The sequence below is a fragment of the Neobacillus bataviensis LMG 21833 genome, from assembly GCF_000307875.1.
GTDB lineage: Bacteria > Bacillota > Bacilli > Bacillales > Cytobacillaceae > Neobacillus > Neobacillus bataviensis.
This window is the reverse complement of sequence record NZ_AJLS01000121.1, coordinates 15770-32784: the sequence shown is the minus strand read 5'-3', so window position 1 is coordinate 32784 and position 17015 is coordinate 15770. Positions and strand designations below refer to the sequence as shown.

General features: G+C 40.2%; 14 protein-coding genes and 1 riboswitch. Of the genes, 11 read left to right on the top strand and 3 right to left on the bottom strand.

Features of this window, described 5'->3' with window-relative positions; translation table 11 throughout:
* Positions 1-13: 13 nt before the first annotated feature.
* Positions 14-1108 (top strand): CaiB/BaiF CoA transferase family protein, encoded by a 1095-nt coding sequence (locus BABA_RS16705; protein WP_007086393.1) that lies wholly within the window; start codon positions 14-16, stop codon positions 1106-1108.
* Positions 1109-1178: 70 nt separating this feature from the next.
* On the opposite strand, the gene BABA_RS16700 is transcribed toward BABA_RS16705, so the two are convergent.
* Entirely contained in the window at positions 1179-1826 is a 648-nt protein-coding gene (locus BABA_RS16700; protein ID WP_007086392.1) for an HAD family hydrolase, read from the bottom strand.
* A 320-nt stretch (positions 1827-2146) separates the two neighbouring features.
* Between BABA_RS16700 and BABA_RS16695 the strand changes: the two genes are divergently transcribed.
* Both BABA_RS16695 and BABA_RS16690 read left to right on the top strand, forming a co-directional pair.
* Positions 2147-2548: a MerR family transcriptional regulator gene (locus tag BABA_RS16695; RefSeq protein WP_007086391.1), complete on the top strand. Its 402-nt coding sequence runs from the start codon at positions 2147-2149 to the stop codon at positions 2546-2548.
* Positions 2538-3458, top strand: a complete 921-nt coding sequence (locus BABA_RS16690; RefSeq protein WP_007086390.1) for a DMT family transporter — start codon at positions 2538-2540, stop codon at positions 3456-3458. Before BABA_RS16695 ends, BABA_RS16690 begins: the two co-directional genes overlap by 11 nt.
* A gap of 31 nt (positions 3459-3489) precedes the next feature.
* On the opposite strand, the gene BABA_RS16685 is transcribed toward BABA_RS16690, so the two are convergent.
* Positions 3490-4380, bottom strand: a complete 891-nt coding sequence (locus BABA_RS16685; protein ID WP_007086389.1) for a TraB/GumN family protein — start codon at positions 4378-4380, stop codon at positions 3490-3492.
* 150 nt (positions 4381-4530) lie between these two features.
* Here BABA_RS16685 and recQ point away from each other — a divergent pair, with 150 nt between their 5' ends.
* Together recQ and yfkAB are read left to right on the top strand one after the other, a co-directional pair.
* A complete protein-coding gene (recQ, locus tag BABA_RS16680; protein ID WP_007086388.1) occupies positions 4531-6660 on the top strand; it encodes a DNA helicase RecQ in 2130 nt (709 codons plus the stop codon).
* A gap of 381 nt (positions 6661-7041) precedes the next feature.
* Positions 7042-8160: a radical SAM/CxCxxxxC motif protein YfkAB gene (gene yfkAB / locus BABA_RS16675; protein ID WP_007086387.1), complete on the top strand. Its 1119-nt coding sequence runs from the start codon at positions 7042-7044 to the stop codon at positions 8158-8160.
* A 99-nt stretch (positions 8161-8259) separates the two neighbouring features.
* Here the strand turns inward: yfkAB and BABA_RS16670 are convergent, their stop codons facing one another.
* Entirely contained in the window at positions 8260-9474 is a 1215-nt protein-coding gene (locus BABA_RS16670) for an MFS transporter (RefSeq protein WP_007086386.1), read from the bottom strand.
* Positions 9475-9698: 224 nt separating this feature from the next.
* A riboswitch (SAM riboswitch) is annotated at positions 9699-9806 on the top strand.
* 126 nt (positions 9807-9932) lie between these two features.
* Between BABA_RS16670 and BABA_RS16660 the strand changes: the two genes are divergently transcribed.
* The 6 genes from BABA_RS16660 (at position 9933) to BABA_RS16635 (ending at position 16997) form a co-directional block, all read left to right on the top strand.
* On the top strand, positions 9933-11048 hold the full coding sequence (locus BABA_RS16660) for a sugar ABC transporter substrate-binding protein (protein WP_007086385.1): 1116 nt from the start codon (positions 9933-9935) through the stop codon (positions 11046-11048).
* A 67-nt stretch (positions 11049-11115) separates the two neighbouring features.
* Positions 11116-12618, top strand: a complete 1503-nt coding sequence (locus BABA_RS16655) for a sugar ABC transporter ATP-binding protein (protein WP_007086384.1) — start codon at positions 11116-11118, stop codon at positions 12616-12618.
* 1 nt (position 12619) lies between these two features.
* Positions 12620-13624, top strand: coding sequence for an ABC transporter permease (locus BABA_RS16650; protein WP_007086383.1), 1005 nt, complete (start codon positions 12620-12622; stop codon positions 13622-13624).
* Positions 13625-13766: 142 nt separating this feature from the next.
* Positions 13767-14294 (top strand): PadR family transcriptional regulator, encoded by a 528-nt coding sequence (locus tag BABA_RS16645; protein ID WP_007086382.1) that lies wholly within the window; start codon positions 13767-13769, stop codon positions 14292-14294.
* A 1-nt stretch (position 14295) separates the two neighbouring features.
* On the top strand, positions 14296-16029 hold the full coding sequence (locus tag BABA_RS16640) for an MFS transporter (protein WP_007086381.1): 1734 nt from the start codon (positions 14296-14298) through the stop codon (positions 16027-16029).
* 206 nt (positions 16030-16235) lie between these two features.
* Positions 16236-16997 carry a threonine/serine exporter family protein gene (locus BABA_RS16635; protein ID WP_007086380.1) on the top strand — a complete coding sequence of 254 codons (762 nt, stop codon included), beginning with the start codon at positions 16236-16238 and terminating at the stop codon, positions 16995-16997.
* Positions 16998-17015 lie beyond the last annotated feature (18 nt).

Below are 17015 nucleotides of genomic sequence, written 5' to 3'. Positions count from 1 at the left end.
AAGGATTCTGATCATGTTACAAGGAATAAAGGTCATAGATTTTACAAACTATCTGCCGGGGCCTTTTGCCACGTTACGGTTAGCGGAATTAGGGGCAGAAATTATCAAGGTGGAACCGCCTGGGGGAGACCCTGCTCGGAATACCGGAATTTCCAAACAAGGCGAAGGGATTGTTTTTCTCGCAAACAACCGTCAGAAAAAAAGTATTACCTTAAATCTGAAGGAAAAAGAAGACTTAGAAACAGCTTTAAAATTGATTGCCACTGCCGATGTCGTGATTGAAAGTTTCAGACCTGGAGTGATGGAGAAACTTTGCCTTGGATATCAGGCTGTCCGAAATGTGAAGCCTGATATCGTCTACTGTTCTATTTCGGGATATGGACAGAACGGAACCCATAGCAAGCTTGGCAATCATGACATCAATTACATGGCGTTAAGCGGAGTCTTGGCACAGCTCAAAGATAAAGCAGGAAAACCTGTTCATCCTTCGATTCCGCTTGCAGATTATTTGGGTGGGTTTGCCGCAAATGAGCGAATTCTGGCAGGACTCGTTTCAAAGTCATTAACTGGAAAGGGAAGCTATCATTCTATTTCGATTACTGACCAATTAGTATCATTACTCGGTAACCATATTATGGTTGAAAAAGAAACAGGCGAGGGGACAGGCATTAATGTACTTAACGGAAGCATTATTTCCTATGCAATCTATGAAACAATGGATGGAAGGTATATGAGCTTGGGGGCACTCGAGCAGAAGTTTTGGCGGAATTTTTGTCTAGCACATTGGCAAGAGGGCTGGGTTGAGGCACATTTTTCAAAAACAGAGAAAACAAACCCGGTCTTTGAAGAAGTGACAGCCCTTTTTAAAAGTAAAACCTTCGATGAGTGGATTGAGTTTGCCCAAAAGGTTGATTGCTGTATGGCGCCAGTCCTTGAGGTTGGAGAACTAAGCGCGCACCCATATTTTAAAGAGAAAGAGCTACTATTTGCTTCTTCTTGGGGCGATTATCAAGTTAAAATGCACAGCGACGTTGAACAGGGAACGATTGCCCCACCGCCTAAAAAAGGTGAGCATCAAGATGGAATATTGAAAAACATCCTTATTTGAAGGGGGAGTTTAGACTGTCCGAGGAAATCTCGGCAGTCTAGTTTTTTGAACAGTAATTTCAGTTGTTAAATTATAATTTTATTTGTTCGAAGCTAAAGTCAGCAAATGTTTCAGAGCGAATGGCTTTTTCATGAAAGTTTAAAAAGGCAGTAACCTGATTTGGAATAACAATGCATGTCATCCCGGCCTCAATTGCTGCTAAGGCTCCGTTAAGCGAGTCCTCAATCGCCAAGGCCTCTTGTGGTTCAACTCGTAATTCTTCTAAAGCCTTTAGATAAAGTTCAGGGTCAGGTTTAACCTTATCTACATCCTCACTTGTCTTTATGACGGAGAAATATTCCCAAAGATCAAATTGTTTAAGGAATCCTTCTACCCACTCCCTAGATGAACTAGAAGCAAGTCCAATCTTATAGCCAAGCCCTTTAGCTTCATCCAATTTTTCCTTTACACCCTCACGAACTTCTAAAATACCCTTTTTTTCTAAAAATCGTTCTTTTGCTAATGTATTTATTTCATTAAGATTAATTTTCATCCCAATTTGGCTTTCAATGTATTGAAAGAACTCATCATCCGTTGTGCCGATACTTTTTGCAAACTCCTCAAGCGGCAAATCCAGTTTGAACTTCTCTTCCAGTAGTTCCTGAAATACGTGAAACCAAATCGTTTCCGTATCAATAATCGTTCCATCAAAATCAAATATCACTGCTTTAATTGTCATATTTTCCTCCCTTCGATATCTCTTTATTATATAAATTCCATCCCGGCGGTACAAATGAATAAATTTTATTAATAAAACGGATTTTTCCAGTCCCGACTTACACATATGAAGGACTAATCGCTGGAATTCCATTAAAGATTAGTCCTTCATAGCCCTGATAAAGGATTTTCCGTCGTACTTTCCTCCAAGAGTGAAATACAAAAAGCGATTTGGGAAAATGTTATCTAGAATAAGTGATCTTTTTATTTCGGAAATCTTATTTTCCTTCTTGACTTAAAGCTAGCTCTAAGTTGTAGCATGTGAATAGGAGGTGTAATTAAATGTTTACTATTTCAGAGGTTGCCAGAGAAACAGGATTTACTGCCCATACATTACGATACTATGAAAAAATCGGCCTATTGTCGTCACCAATTAGACATGGTGGAAAACGGCTATATACAGCGGGCGATATTCGCTTACTGCAGTTTATGAAGGTGCTTAAAAATACGGGAATGTCCTTAGAAGAGATCCAAGAGTTTTTGTTGGATGGGTGTCTGTTGGAAAGTGAGGATTCCGAGCAAGAAAGAACCCTGAAGGTACAAAAACGGATGAATATTTTACAAAAGCATTTACTCACTTTGGAGCAGCAAAGGAAAGAAATCGAGATGGTCATCCAGCTAACGGAAGAAAAGCTGGAAACTTATCAAGAAATGTTAGATGGAGGGCGAAAAAATGAACGGTAAAGTGTTTGGGATGTTACTGGGTTTCGCTATTGTTACTGGTGCCACATTTAACCTTGCAAAATACGCTGTTCATTATTTCTCAGCTGCTAGTGCTGCAGGCTGGCGATTTGGTATTGCCGCTATTGTGATGCTCTATATCCTTTTGATACAAAAGAAAGTAAAATGGGCGGTGATTCGGAGAAACGGACCCATTTACATTTTGTTAGGGGTAATTGGAATTTTCGGCTTTAATGCCTTTTTCTTTTTTGGAATGAAACATACCTCTCCATTAAATGGGGCATTAATAATGGCTACAAATCCTTTGGTTACAAGCGTTTTGGCTTATTGTATCCTAAAAACACCGATAACCAAAAGACAAACTGCCGGAATTATTTTTGCCCTTTTTGGAGTAATATTGGTTTTAACACGTGGATCATGGGAGGTCATCAGTACGCTCTCCCTTTCTAAGGGTGACGTGCTGATTTTAGTAGGGAATGTCTGCTGGGCGTTATATGGGGTATTAGGGCGAAAGTATTTAAAAACCAGTTCTTCTTTGGAGACCACCACTTATACAATGATGATCGGTGCCGTATGCCTTGCTCTATTAGCAATCAATTCACCAAGTCCACCGCTATCAAACGTTCCGATATCTGCTTGGGGAGCCATTTTATTTATGGCCATTTTTACAAGCGTGTTAGGTTATCTTTGGTGGAATAAAGCAATGGAGATCATTGGGGTGGGAAAGACTTCTATCTTTTTTAACCTCGTTCCGGTGGTAACCATGGTTCTCTCCATCATGACAGGGACGGCTGTTTCAATTTTTCAAGTGCTTGGAACAATTATGGTTATTTCGGGAGTGCTAACATCCTCTGGTTTTCTTAAGCTTGGAAAGAAACTGGAGTTAAATAAATCGGCAAGTAAAAACGCTTGAGGCTCTTTTTGGCCTCAAGCGTTTAAAAAGTTTACTCGCTGATTTTTTTAACTACAAACCCATTTTTCTTAAAAGTGGCAAGAATTCCACTTTCACCTTCTAAATGCCCGACCCCGACAGCCACAAAATAAATATCTCCACTTCCAATATACGATTCGAATTTTTCTACCCAAATTTTATTTCGATCTTCAACAAGAATTTTATTTTGCTTGTAATCAAAATCATCATCTGGCTGATCTACTTGCTCATCAAATTTTCCTTGAATATAGTCTGAATACAGCTGCCATAGCTGCCTTTGGGATTCTTGTAATGTAGGAATTTGTTTAATCACTTGATCAGCGTCTTTTTCAGTATATACTTTTCTCATGGCTTCAATTTGATATTTTGGCGTTTCCAGGTATTTATTTGGTACATAATGGGTATCCGCCAGCTCCGTTATCTTTTTATCAACACCATAATCGGCAGATAACTCGTCAATCCCTGCACTTAAAAATAAACTCATCACAAACCAAAGCTGATATTTTTGAAGCGATTGATAATCAAGGTTATACTCCTCTGCCCGCTGTTTTAAAATACCTTCCGCACCCTTAGATAAAAAATCATTTAAGCTTTCATCTTCTTTTAAAAAATACATCTCTTTATTTACGGATTGTTGATAATCACCATCCATTATTCCTGTGGCATCCGTTTCAGTAACGAGGTATTTTGATTCTTTGAGGGCTTGTCCAATTTTTTTAGGAAAAGGATACATCTCTTCTTTCCCGATATGAATAGTACCAAGAAGATACATGAAGTTATTGTCTTTTTCAATTTTATAAATCGGCCATTTTACATCGATCTGTGCTTCTTTTCTGGCTTGGTTAGCAGTGATGGAACATCCGCTCAGAACGGCACAAATTAGTACGGTAAATAAACGGTTCAACGATAGACGCCTGCCTTTAAAATCTATTTATGGGTTAAACATGATTAGTTTACCACAAATATACATTAATAAAGGCTAAATCGGAGAAGGAAAAGCTGTATAATAAGATTAGATAAAATGACTTTTTGGAAAATGAAAGGAGAAACCATTTTGTTTGAAAAAGCACTCCCCTTACTAGAATCCCATTTTGGCTATAGCACTTTCCGTAACGGCCAAGAGCAGGCAATCCGTTCCGTATTAGCCCAGGAAAATACCATTTGTGTTATGCCGACAGGCGGCGGTAAGTCCATTTGTTATCAAATTCCCGCTCTCGTTCTTCCGGGAACCACGATTGTTATTTCCCCATTGATTTCTTTAATGAAGGATCAGGTAGATGCCCTCATTCAAGTTGGAATTCCAGCCACCTTTATTAATAGCTCGTTAAGTTATAGCGAAGCAAATAAGCGAATCTATGAAGCGAAGCAAGGGAAATACAAGCTTTTATACATAGCTCCTGAAAGATTAGAATCCTATGAATTTGTGGAAGATTTAAGAAGTATGGAGATTCCCTTAGTTGCCGTTGACGAAGCGCACTGTATCTCACAGTGGGGTCATGATTTCCGTCCTAGCTACCGTCATATTCAACAAATGGTCAATAATCTTCCACAGCGGCCGAATGTGCTAGCACTAACAGCAACAGCAACTCCAAAAGTCCGTGAGGATATTTGCCATCTATTAAACATTGATGAAAGAAATACGATCATCACCGGATTTGAACGGGAAAATCTGTCTTTTGCGGTTATTAAAGGGCAGGACAGGCAAAAGTTTCTCAAGGATTATCTTAAGAAGAATGAACAGGAGGCGGGCATCATTTATGCGGCAACACGTAAAAATGTCGACCAGCTTTATGAAAAGCTTCGGAAGGAAAATATCAATGTTGCCCGTTATCATGCCGGGATGGGTGATGCAGACCGCGCGCGTGAGCAAGAGCGATTTTTAGAAGATAAAGCGTCCGTCATGGTTGCCACCTCTGCCTTTGGGATGGGAATTGATAAAAGTAATATCCGGTACGTGGTTCACTACCAAATGCCGAAAAATATGGAGAGCTATTATCAGGAGGCAGGCCGTGCCGGACGTGATGGATTAGAAAGTGAATGTATCATGTTGTATTCCCCGCAGGATGTACAGGTACAGCGCTTTTTGATTGACCAGTCTAGCGACCGCAGTCGTATCACTCAAGAATTAGAAAAGCTGCAGCAAATGGCTGATTATTGTCATACAGAAAACTGCCTGCAAGAGTTTATTTTAAAATACTTTGGCGAAACAGAAACTGATGATTGTGGCAGGTGCGGTAATTGCTTGGATTCTAGGACAAGCATCGATGTGACAAAGGAAGCACAAATGGTGATGTCCTGTGTAATTCGGATGGGGCAGCGCTTTGGTAAAAATATTACCGCACAAGTATTAACAGGTTCGAAAAATAAAAAGGTGACCGAAATGGGCTTTGATCGGCTTACGACCTATGGAATCATGAAGGATCAAGGGGCGAAAGAGGTCAGTGATTTTATTGAATTTTTGATTTCACAGGAGTTAATTGCGATTGAACAGGGGCAATTTCCGACGATCTATGTAGCTCCGAAAGGTAAGGATGTTCTTTTAGGTCATGAGCCGGTTTATCGTAAAGAGGCCGCTAAAGTGAAACAAGTATCGAAGAATGGCCCACTGTTTGAGGAGTTAAGGGATGTTCGCAGGAGGATTGCCGAAACGGAGAAAGTGCCGCCATTTGTGATTTTCTCTGATGCTGCCATTAAGGACATGTGTGCCAAGCTGCCAAAAACAAACGAAGAATTTTTACAGGTGAGCGGGGTCGGGGAACATAAGTTGAAAAAATATGGACTTGAATTCATTCAAGCTATCCGTACTTTTTTAGAAGTTAATCCGGAGTATCAGAGTGAAATCCAGGCAGAACAGGCAGCGCCGAAAAAGGCTGCTAAAAAAGCGGTTGGCGATTCCCATTTGGAGACATTGGCATTAAATCAAAAGCATTTATCGATTGAGGAAATTGCTGAACAGCGAGAGCTTGCTGTAAGCACTGTTGAAAGCCATTTGCTTCAATGCGCACAGCAAGGATTGGACGTTGACTTTACAAGGCATGTTCCAGGTGAATATATCCCTTTATTAGAAAAGGCCGTGGAAGAAGCCGGACGTGAACGATTAAAACCGATAAAAGAACTGCTTCCAGAAGAAGTCAGCTATTTCATGATTAAAGTTTATGTGTATTACTTAAGTAAAAAGCGATAACATTATGCCCGTCAGAGCGGAAAAATAAAAGGAACGGTAACAATAAGTACGGCTGGTATACTAGACGATGTGGATCGTTATATGAATGATGGCTGTTATTGGGGCGCTTGCCTCTAAATGACAGCTTTTTTGAGTGAAATAAGGTAGTTATTATTTTCTGAATGTTCATAATAGTTGTCGATATCCCTCTTATCTTGTTGATATTTCCCAGGTAATTTGTCGACATAAAAACAAAGCTTATCAGCTTTCCAGCTACCCAATTCTTTAAATAAACCTATATTGATTAACATAGACTGTTGTAACAGTTGAAATTAGCACATTTGTCCCGGAATCAGCTATAATAAAAAGGTTTTGTTAAGACTGATTTTTAAGGAGTTCAAAATGCTGAAAATGAGAAGTATTACACCACAATATGACCCGTGGGAAGCTTATTTAGATATCGAGGAATATGGAAAACCAAAGCTAACCAACATTGAATTCACGACGACAACGCTTTGTAATATGCGCTGTGAACATTGTGCGGTAGGATATACGCTGCAGACAAAGGATCCAGATGCACTTCCGCTTGAATTATTATTACGTAGACTTGAGGAAATCCCGGCACTCCGTTCTTTAAGTATTACTGGCGGGGAACCAATGCTATCATTATCCTCTGTGAAAAATTATGTCGTGCCGATTTTAAAATATGCCCATGACCGTGGGGTTCGGACGCAGATAAACTCAAATTTAACTCTTGATTTAGCCCGGTATGAATTAATCATTCCATACTTAGATGTATTACATATCTCACATAACTGGGGAACGGTTGATGATTTTGTTGAAGGCGGATTTGCAAGAATGGAGCGTCAGCCGGATTACGAGCAACGGGAAAAATATTTTACAAGAATGATAGAAAATAGCCGCGCGCTTGTTAAAGCTGGTGTAATGGTTTCTGCAGAAACGATGTTAAACAAGCGGACGATGCCGCATTTGGAAAAAATTCACAGGCAAATCGTAGACGAAATGCATTGTCATCGTCACGAGATCCATCCAATGTACCCTAGTGATTTTGCTAGTAATCTGGAAACCTTGTCGTTGGAGGAAATAAGGGGGGCTATCCACCACCTGCTAGATATTCGGGATGAAAAGGTGTGGATGCTGTTTGGGACACTGCCGTTCTATGCATGCAGCAGTAACCAAGAGGATTTAGATCTTTTAAAAAGATTGTATAGCAGTAAGAATGTCACAGTAAGAAATGATCCAGATGGACGATCCCGTTTAAACGTGAATATATTTAACGGTGACATAATTGTCACTGATTTTGGTGACACACCATCATTAGGCAATATCCAAACTACAAATCTGTTAGACGCATACGAAACTTGGCAATCATCAGCATTGGCAAAGGAATTAAGCTGCCATTGCCCAGCTGTTTCCTGCCTCGGCCCTAATATACTAGTAAAAAATAGCTATTATCAAGATTGTGATTTTAGCGTTAGGAAAAATATAATACAAAAATAATAGAGCAGGGATAACCTCCTTTTTATTTTATTCATATTTATAGAGATAAGAAGAATTTAATCCTTCAAAAGAAAACAGCATCGGAATTTTCCGATGCTGTTATGCTATGTGCTTCACGAGCTTTGGATGCCGGTGCATGGAAACAAAAAGAATAATTCCGCTGATGATTAATAGCGCACTTGTGCTGATAAAGACAGCGGAAAATCCAAACGAACCAGAGACAAATCCACCTAACATTGGGCCGAATATATTCCCGAGGAATCGTAAACTTGTATTGTAGCCAAGCACCTCGCCTTGCATGGCAATCGGTGCTTCCTGGCGGATATAAGCGATCCGAACTGGAATAATCCCGCCAATCGTGACACCAAGGGTAAAGCGAATGATGACTAGCTGCCAAAAATTCGTGACCGCAGCCCCCGGCAGATAGAAAATTCCCGCCAAGAAAAGTAGAATGACTAATACTTTTATATAGCCAACCTTATCAGCAATTTTTCCCCATCGCCGCGACATCATGAGATTGCCAAGGCCTGCAGCGGAAAAAGCAATTCCTGAATAAAAGGCGACATTTGCTGATCCGTGCAAATTACTAACAAATAGGGACAAAATCGGTTGGATGCTAAAGTGTGCAATCTGGACAAGAGCCGAGATGAGCAGTACGGTTAGTAAAACTGGATTGCGGGTAATATGCTTAAATACTTCCTTGCTTGAATAGTGGGTTTTGGCACCCTTTTTGGCTTCAAGCAAAAATTCTTTTGTGGCCATGACAAGCAGGGCAGAGATGAATATGGAAATGGAGGTCCACTTAAAAGTAGTGGAATAGCCAAGGGAATCTGCCAATATTCCGCCTAACATCGGCCCAAATAACGAACCAGTGATGCTGCCAGTTTGCAATGTACCTAGGACACGCCCGGCAATCTGTTTCGGTGTTTGCGTTGAAATGAAAGCTTGTGACATCGGGATAAATCCTGAAAAGAATCCCATGAAAAATCGCAGCATAAATAGCTGCCAAACAGAATGGACATAGCCCATTAGAAAAATCGACAATGCCATCCCTAATCCGGAAAAGATCAGAATTTTTTTCCTGCCATACCGGTCACCAATTCTCCCCCATATCGGTGAGAAAAGGAAGGCGGAAACAAATGTAATCGCAAACGTTAATCCCGACCAATGCTGGACATATTTTTCGGAAAAATCCCCAAAGGACTCAATGTACAATGAAATAAACGGCATAACCATCGTCATGCTTCCGGCGACAAAGAAGTTGGCAAACCACATGATTAGTAAATTACGTTTTGCATGTTCCTGCTGATTCATCTTTAAATAACACTCCTTTCTAAAATATATTTCGGAATGCTAAATATTATCATACCGAAATTTCAAACAATTATAAAGGAATAGCTACCAATATGAACCTCGCTTTATTTTCCACTTAATGCGAGTATTTTGGATATTTTTTAATTGAAAATATTCAAAATACTATTGACAACTTGTTAATAGGAGTTTAAATTAAGTTTAATACTTTAAATGAATATTACGTTCTCTTATCAAGAGTGGCAGAGGGACTGGCCCGATGACGCCCAGCAACCGTTCCGGAAAGGAATTGGTGCTAAATCCTGCAAACAAATTTTTTGTTTGAAAGATAAGAGAGGAGTAGTCCTTCTATTTGTGATGAAACCTCTCTTTTCTGGAGAGGTTTTTTATTTTACATAAAAGCAAACTTTTCCTATAGGAGTAACGGAGAATAAGTAGAAACAATGAGGAGGATTTTAAAAATGAAAAGAAATATTTTCAAAAGTACACTCGTATCAGCATTGGCGGCAACACTACTACTCACAGGATGTGCATCTGGAGGAGAAACAAAGCAGGCCAGCGGCAACAATAAGGTTTCGCTTGAGGGAGTACCGGAGGCATTTTCTAAAGGTGATCAGTTAAAAATTAAGGTCATTCGCAAAATTGGCGGTGACGATCATACTGCCCAATTCTTAGCAGGTGCGAAGGAAGAGGGAGAAGCATTAGGTTTAAAAGTGGACGTGTTTACGGCAAATGGAGACACAGCAAAATTCCATGATGCCATCAATCAGGCACTAGACCAAGATTATGACGGATTTATTATTTCTCATGGTGATGACGATGCGACAATAAACGATGTGAAGAAGATTGTTGAAAAAGGAAAAAGCGTTGTTGCGTTTGATTCAAATCCAAACATAGCGAATGTCGAGGGTGTGACCCTTACTTCCCAGGATGATGAGGCATTAGCAACATTAGCGCTGGATCAGCTTGTAAAGGAAACGAATGGTAAAGCAAATATTGCTTACCTATGGGTTGACGGTTTCCCGCCAATGGTTAGACGTAACAAAGTATATCAAGATGTACTTGCGAAAAACCCTGGTATCAAAGAAGTGGAGCGTTTTGGGGTAGCTGCTGCTGATACAAGTGTCCAAACGCAAAATGCAGTGGCCGCGATGTTGAATAAATATCCGAAAGGTAAATTGGATGCGATTTTTGCTACTTGGGATGCCTTTGCAATTGGTGCAGCACGAGCGCTTAAAGAAGCAGGGCGTGATGAGGTAAAAATCTATGGGATTGACGTATCGAATGCCGACCTCCAAGAAATTCAAAGAAAAGGCAGTGCATGGAAATATACAGCTGCTGTAGACCCTAAATTAATCGGTGCTGTTGATATGAGATTACTTGCAAAAAAATTAGCCGGTGAAGAAACGCCGAAAACATTTGATTTAGAAGCATCGCTTGTGTCACAAGAAAATCTTCAGAAGTCCAAGGATCCTGTAAACATGGTTAATCTTTCAAAAATCATTCCGGGTTGGGGCGAGTCCACAGCATTTGAAGAGGATTGGATGAAAACATTAAAGAAGCATTATAAGAAGTAATCGTGAGCTGCACTCTCTTTTTCGATAGATTAAGAGGGTGCCGTTTTAATAAGGGGGTGGCATTTTTATGAGCACAACATTAGAAATGAAAAACATTTCGATTGAATTTCCGGGTGTAAAGGCATTGAATCAAGTCAATTTTTTAACGGAAACGGGAACTATTCAGGCATTGATTGGGGCGAATGGTGCAGGTAAATCAACGTTAATGAAGGTTTTATCAGGGGCTTATGACCATTACACCGGGGAGATATCGCTAGATGGGAAACATCTCAATATCCGTTCGCCGAAATGTGCCCAGGATGCCGGAATTCAAATCGTATACCAGGAAGTTGATACTGCCCTCATACCGTATTTAACTGTCGCGGAAAATATCATGCTGCTGGACACTGTCCATAACATGGAGAAAAGGCAGTGGATGAACTGGAAGAAGCTTCATCAAAAAGCAGCTAAAATATTAATGGGGATGAACATCACACTTTCGACAAAGAAGCTAGTGAGTGAGCTGACACTTGCTGAAAAACAAATGATCTTAATTGCCAGAGCCATCTCGAATCAATGTAAGTTTTTAATTTTGGATGAACCGACAGCACCACTCAGCCATATGGAAACAAACGAACTTTTTCGGATTGTTCGAGAGTTAAAAAAGCAAGATGTAGGAATCATTTTTATCTCCCACCGCTTACCAGAAATTTTTGAAGTTTGTGATGTGATATCCATCATGAGAAACGGTGAATTTGTAGTAAAAGAAAAGATTTCCGCTATTACCCAGAATAAGGTTGTCGAGCATATGCTTGGGCAAAAGCTGGACGAACAGTTCCCGGAGAAGAATACGGAAATCGGAGATACGGTTTTTGAAGTAAAGGGACTTACAGATAGGGAAAAAATTAAAGATTTACATATGCATGTTAAATCGGGAGAAATTGTTGGTATTGCAGGGCTTGTAGGGGCAGGAAAGACAGAATTGTGCAAAGCGTTATTCGGCTCGGAGAAACTAACAGGCGGAGAAATCATCATAAATGGGAACAAATTATCCTTAAAAAGCCCATATGATGCAGTAAAAAACGGGCTTGCCCTAGTGCCGGAGGAACGGAGAAAAGAAGGAATTCTCGTTCTTGAATCCGTTGAAGCTAATTTATCCGCTGCGAATCTAGGAAGTTTTTCAAAGATATTTGGTTTTGTTGATCGAAAAAAGGAAAAAGATTCGGCAAAACAGCTAATCAGGCTTCTTGGTATTAAAACACCATCTGAAGAAACTAAGGTGCAAAATCTCTCAGGTGGAAATCAGCAAAAGGTGGCAATCGGAAAGTGGCTAGTTGCGGAAGCAGATGTTTATATTTTTGATGAACCAACAAAAGGTGTCGACGTCGGAGCCAAGAAGGATATCTTTGAATTAATCACCGAGTTGGCACGAAGGGGAAAGGCCATCATCTATGCTTCATCTGAACTATCCGAAATGATTGGAATCACCGATCGAATCTATGTATTATATGATGGCAGGTCAGTAAAGGAATTGCTAACAAAGGCAACGAACGAAGAGGAAGTATTAATTTATTCAACAGGGGGCATGTAGAATGGAAGCAAAAATTTCAGCTAAGAATCAGGGAGCCCCAGTGAAAAAGGGATTTGAGCTGTTTCATTTTTTATATAAATATGGGACGATTATCACGATTCTAGCACTTATTTTTATTTTTTCGATAGCAAATCCTACCTTTATTCAAGGAAGTAATATCATCAATATCTTGCGTTCGATTTCGATTGTAACGATTATTGCTATCGGAATTACGATCTCGTTGTCCGTAGATGGTTTCGATCTCTCGGTCGGTTCGGTGGCATCGTTATCAAACGCCATCGTCATTTCGATGTTTGTTTGGTTTTCGCAAAATCTAGTGGTGGCCATCCTTTCTGCGATTCTCGCATCATTATTGGTTGGGGCAATAAACTCATTCATGATCGTGAAGCTGAGGATTCCGGATATGCTAATGACGTTAGCAACGATGTTTATCATTCAAGGGACGGCACTTACCTATACAAAAGGGGCCACGGTTTCGCAAAACATGGTGATGCCGGATGGTTCAATGGCAACAGGTCTTATCAGTCCTTTTTTTGCGAAAATTGGAGCGGTTCCGTGGATTATTATTATCATGGCTGTGGCTGTCATCATTGTTCATATCTTTTTGACCTACACGAAGCATGGACGTTATATGTATGTGATTGGCGGAAATAAAGAGGCCGCTCGGCTTTCCGGGATACCCGTCAATAAATATAAGGTAGCTGCATATTTGCTGTCGTCCTGTTTTGCTGCGATTGGCGGAATTGTGCTTGCATCCCGCGTCATGACATCAGAAATCAACTCTGGTGCACCTTACTTGATGGATTCCGTTGCTGCCGCATTTATCGGCTTTTCTGTCCTTGGGGCTGGGAAGGCTAATGCGTTTGGTACATTTATTGGAGCAGTTTTAATCGGGATACTCCAAAATGGACTTGTGATGATGTCGGTTCCGTATTATGCGATGGATATTGTTAAAGGGGCAGTATTGGCCTTTGCATTGGCGATTACCTACTATAAGCAAAAATAACCTATTCACATTGTGGATAGGTTTATTTTTGCTTTAATCCTTTGACTTTCGCAAATAATTGATAAAAATATCCATTTTTATATTGACAATAATTATATTAACAATGATAATATAAACATAAATAATATGAGGTGAAGATGAAATGAACATACAAGACGTTATTCTTGGCTTTTTATATGAGAAGCCCATGAGTGGATATGACATCAAGCAAATGATGGAGAATTCCGTTTCTTACTTTTTTGATGCATCATTTGGCGCAATATATCCAGCACTTAGGAAAATGGAAAAGGAAGGATTCGTGGAAAAGCAGGTCATCCAACAAGATGGGAAGCCAAACAAGAATTTATTTGTCATTACGGAAAGCGGCAGAGAACAATTTCAACAATACCTTAATAGTCCCATAAATCCAACGATTACAAGGTCAGATGTCCTCATCCGCATCTTTTTTGGCCGATTTACCACAAAGAAGAAAATCAAACAGTGGTTAGAGGAAGAACGCGATAAGAGCCAGGCAATGTATAACAATTTAACAAGAATTGCTGAGATGTTTGGTTCAGATATGGAACAGCACAAAAGGTTTACCTTAGAGTTTGGAATCCGTCAAGCTATGATGATTATGGGAATGGTGGACGAAGAATTAAAAAAATTAAGCGAACAAGGGGAGTCATAAAATGAAGGGAACGGGTGGAATGAAAGTAGTTTTACTCATGTGTTTAGGGGTATTTGTTTGTATGCTTGATTCAACGATTATGAATATAACGCTGCCGGCGATTCAGGATAGTCTGCATACCACATTGGAAACGAGCTCGTGGATGTTGAATGTGTATACCATGACCATTGCCGTCCTAGCGATTCCGATGGCACGGTTTGCCGAAATGTTCGGCAGAAACAAATTTTATATTGCCGGGCTGTTTGTTTTCGGTCTTGGTTCTGCCTTCTGCGGACTGGCAGGCAGCGGGGATTTTCTAATCGCTGCGCGTTTTATTCAAAGCTTCGGAGCTGCCATCCTAATTCCCTGCAGCATGGTGATCGGGATTGCCGCCATGCCAATTGAAAAAAGAGTCCTCCCGTTAACCTTATTGGGGGCAACCCAAGGTTTAGCAACCGCATTAGGACCGACGGTAGGAGGAATCGTTACTGAAAAACTTAGCTGGCATTGGGTTTTCTACGTTAATGTTCCAATTTGTTTACTGGCAATTGTCGCAGCCTTCTTTATATTAACGCTAAAGAAAGAAGGTCGTATAAAATCAAAAATAGATTGGTTTGGATTGCTCTTCTCTATATCAGCCATTTTTCCACTCAATCTTGTATTGGTTAAGGGGAATACATGGGGATGGGATAGCGCCCAGGCAATCATCTGCTATCTTGCTACCGCCTTTTCCATCGCACTTTTCATAATGGTCGAGAAAAAATCGAAGGCGCCAATGGTTAATTTAAATCTCTTTAAAGACCGATTATTTACAGGCTCAGTTTTAACAGTGACAACTGGTTTTATCTTCCTTATCGGTGTAATGGTCCTACTACCTCAATTTTTAACAAACTTCCAGCATAAGACGGAGCTTCAAGCCGCCCTACTTGTCACACCCGTATCTGCAGCCATCTTTGTATTCTCCAACTTCGCCGGTTTGCTTTCAAAAAAAATTGGATATACCATTCCAGTCATCATTGGATTTGGAATAATGGGAATCGCGTACTATCTTCTACACAATTTAAATATCCACAGCACATCAAAGGAGATTATCTTGCTTTGCAGTTTGCTTGGCCTAGGTTTTAGCTTTGTAATTTCCTCTGCCACGATTGCCAGTACGTCCTCATTTGAAGGGGAGATGCTTACAGCTTCTCAAAGTGTATTTTCAATGCTAAGGCAAGTAGGGGTAGTATTAGCGGTCGCCATCTTTGTTGCCGGGCTGACGAATAATATTCAAGATAAAAAGCAAGATGTTACACATTTTGCTGCACAAAGGCTTGAAAATCTCGCTGTCCTAGAGTCCGCAAAAGAGAAAATATTAAGGGAAACGAAGAAATCAATTTACGCGGAGAACAAAGATTTGAGAACAAAGCCTACCCTAATTACAAACACAGAGCGCCAACAAATCATTGACAAGAATGTCCAAAGCGCTTTGGCCTCTATTCCTGAAGAACAAAGATCCCAGGTTAAAGAGCAGATTTACCAAAAGGTCGAAAAACAGGTGGATGATGATATTGATAAGAATAAAAAGTTGGTAAAAAATTATGGAAATCAAGTAACAGACTATGCTTTAAAAACAATCTCCTCCAGTTTTGCCGAGCTTTATAAATCCAGTATTCCGTTTGTATTACTAAGCTGCCTAACGGGGATTGTATTTTGGGAAAGAAAAAAGAAGTCAGCAGCATCTTTTCTAAATACGACTGCAACGAGTGAATAAGAAATAACTAATAATGAAAATTTGGCGTCAATGAACGGGAAACATGTCTGCGTGTGTAAGCGCAGACTGTTTTCATATCGGGATTCATTTTCCTGAAATTTTGATGTAACCGTATTCTTCTTGTTTGTGTTTCATTAATAATTGCTTCACGGGCTTGTTTTGATTTAAACTAAGTAACAAATGTAAAAACATGTGGAGAAAAATCGATGACAAAACAAGTTGAAACAACATCTGAAGTGATAGAGGTTTGCTTACTTGCGGGTAAAATTATGCTTCAAAGCGGCGGGGAAACATACCGTGTGGAAGATACAATGATGCGGATTGCCGCAGCATTCGGTATTGAAAATACCCACAGCTATGTAACTCCTACAGGGATTATTTTTTCGGCAGAAAGTTCGGGGCCAACAAGAACCAAGCTTATTCGAATATCGGAGCGTTCCACAGACCTGAAAAAGGTCGCCATGGTGAATAGTATCTCTAGAAGTATAAGCAGCGGGGAAGTTAATCTGAAAGGGGCCTGGCAGCAGTTAAAAGAAATTGATTCATTAGTCGTTACTTTTCCCCTAAGGATTCAAGTGGCTGCCGCCTCATTAGCAAGCGGCTGTTTCATGATTATGTTTAAAGGGGTATGGAATGATTTTATTCCGGCAATGATTGCGGGAGGAGTAGGGTATTATAGCTTCGTTCATTTCCACCGCTTTGTCCCGGTCAAGTTTTTCTCGGAATTTTTGGCATCCTTTGTCATTGGCTTGCTTTCTTTCTTATTTGTATGGATGGGTGTTGGTCAGCAGTTGGATAAAATTATAATAGGCTCGGTTATGACCCTCGTACCAGGTCTTTTGCTGACAAATGCTATCAGGGATTTAATGGCGGGGCATTTGGTTTCAGGGTTGTCCAAAGGAGCGGAAGCATTTCTGACGGCCTTCGCTATCGGGACGGGAATTGCCGTTGTATTATCATTTTTATGACGTTAGGGTGGATGTAAG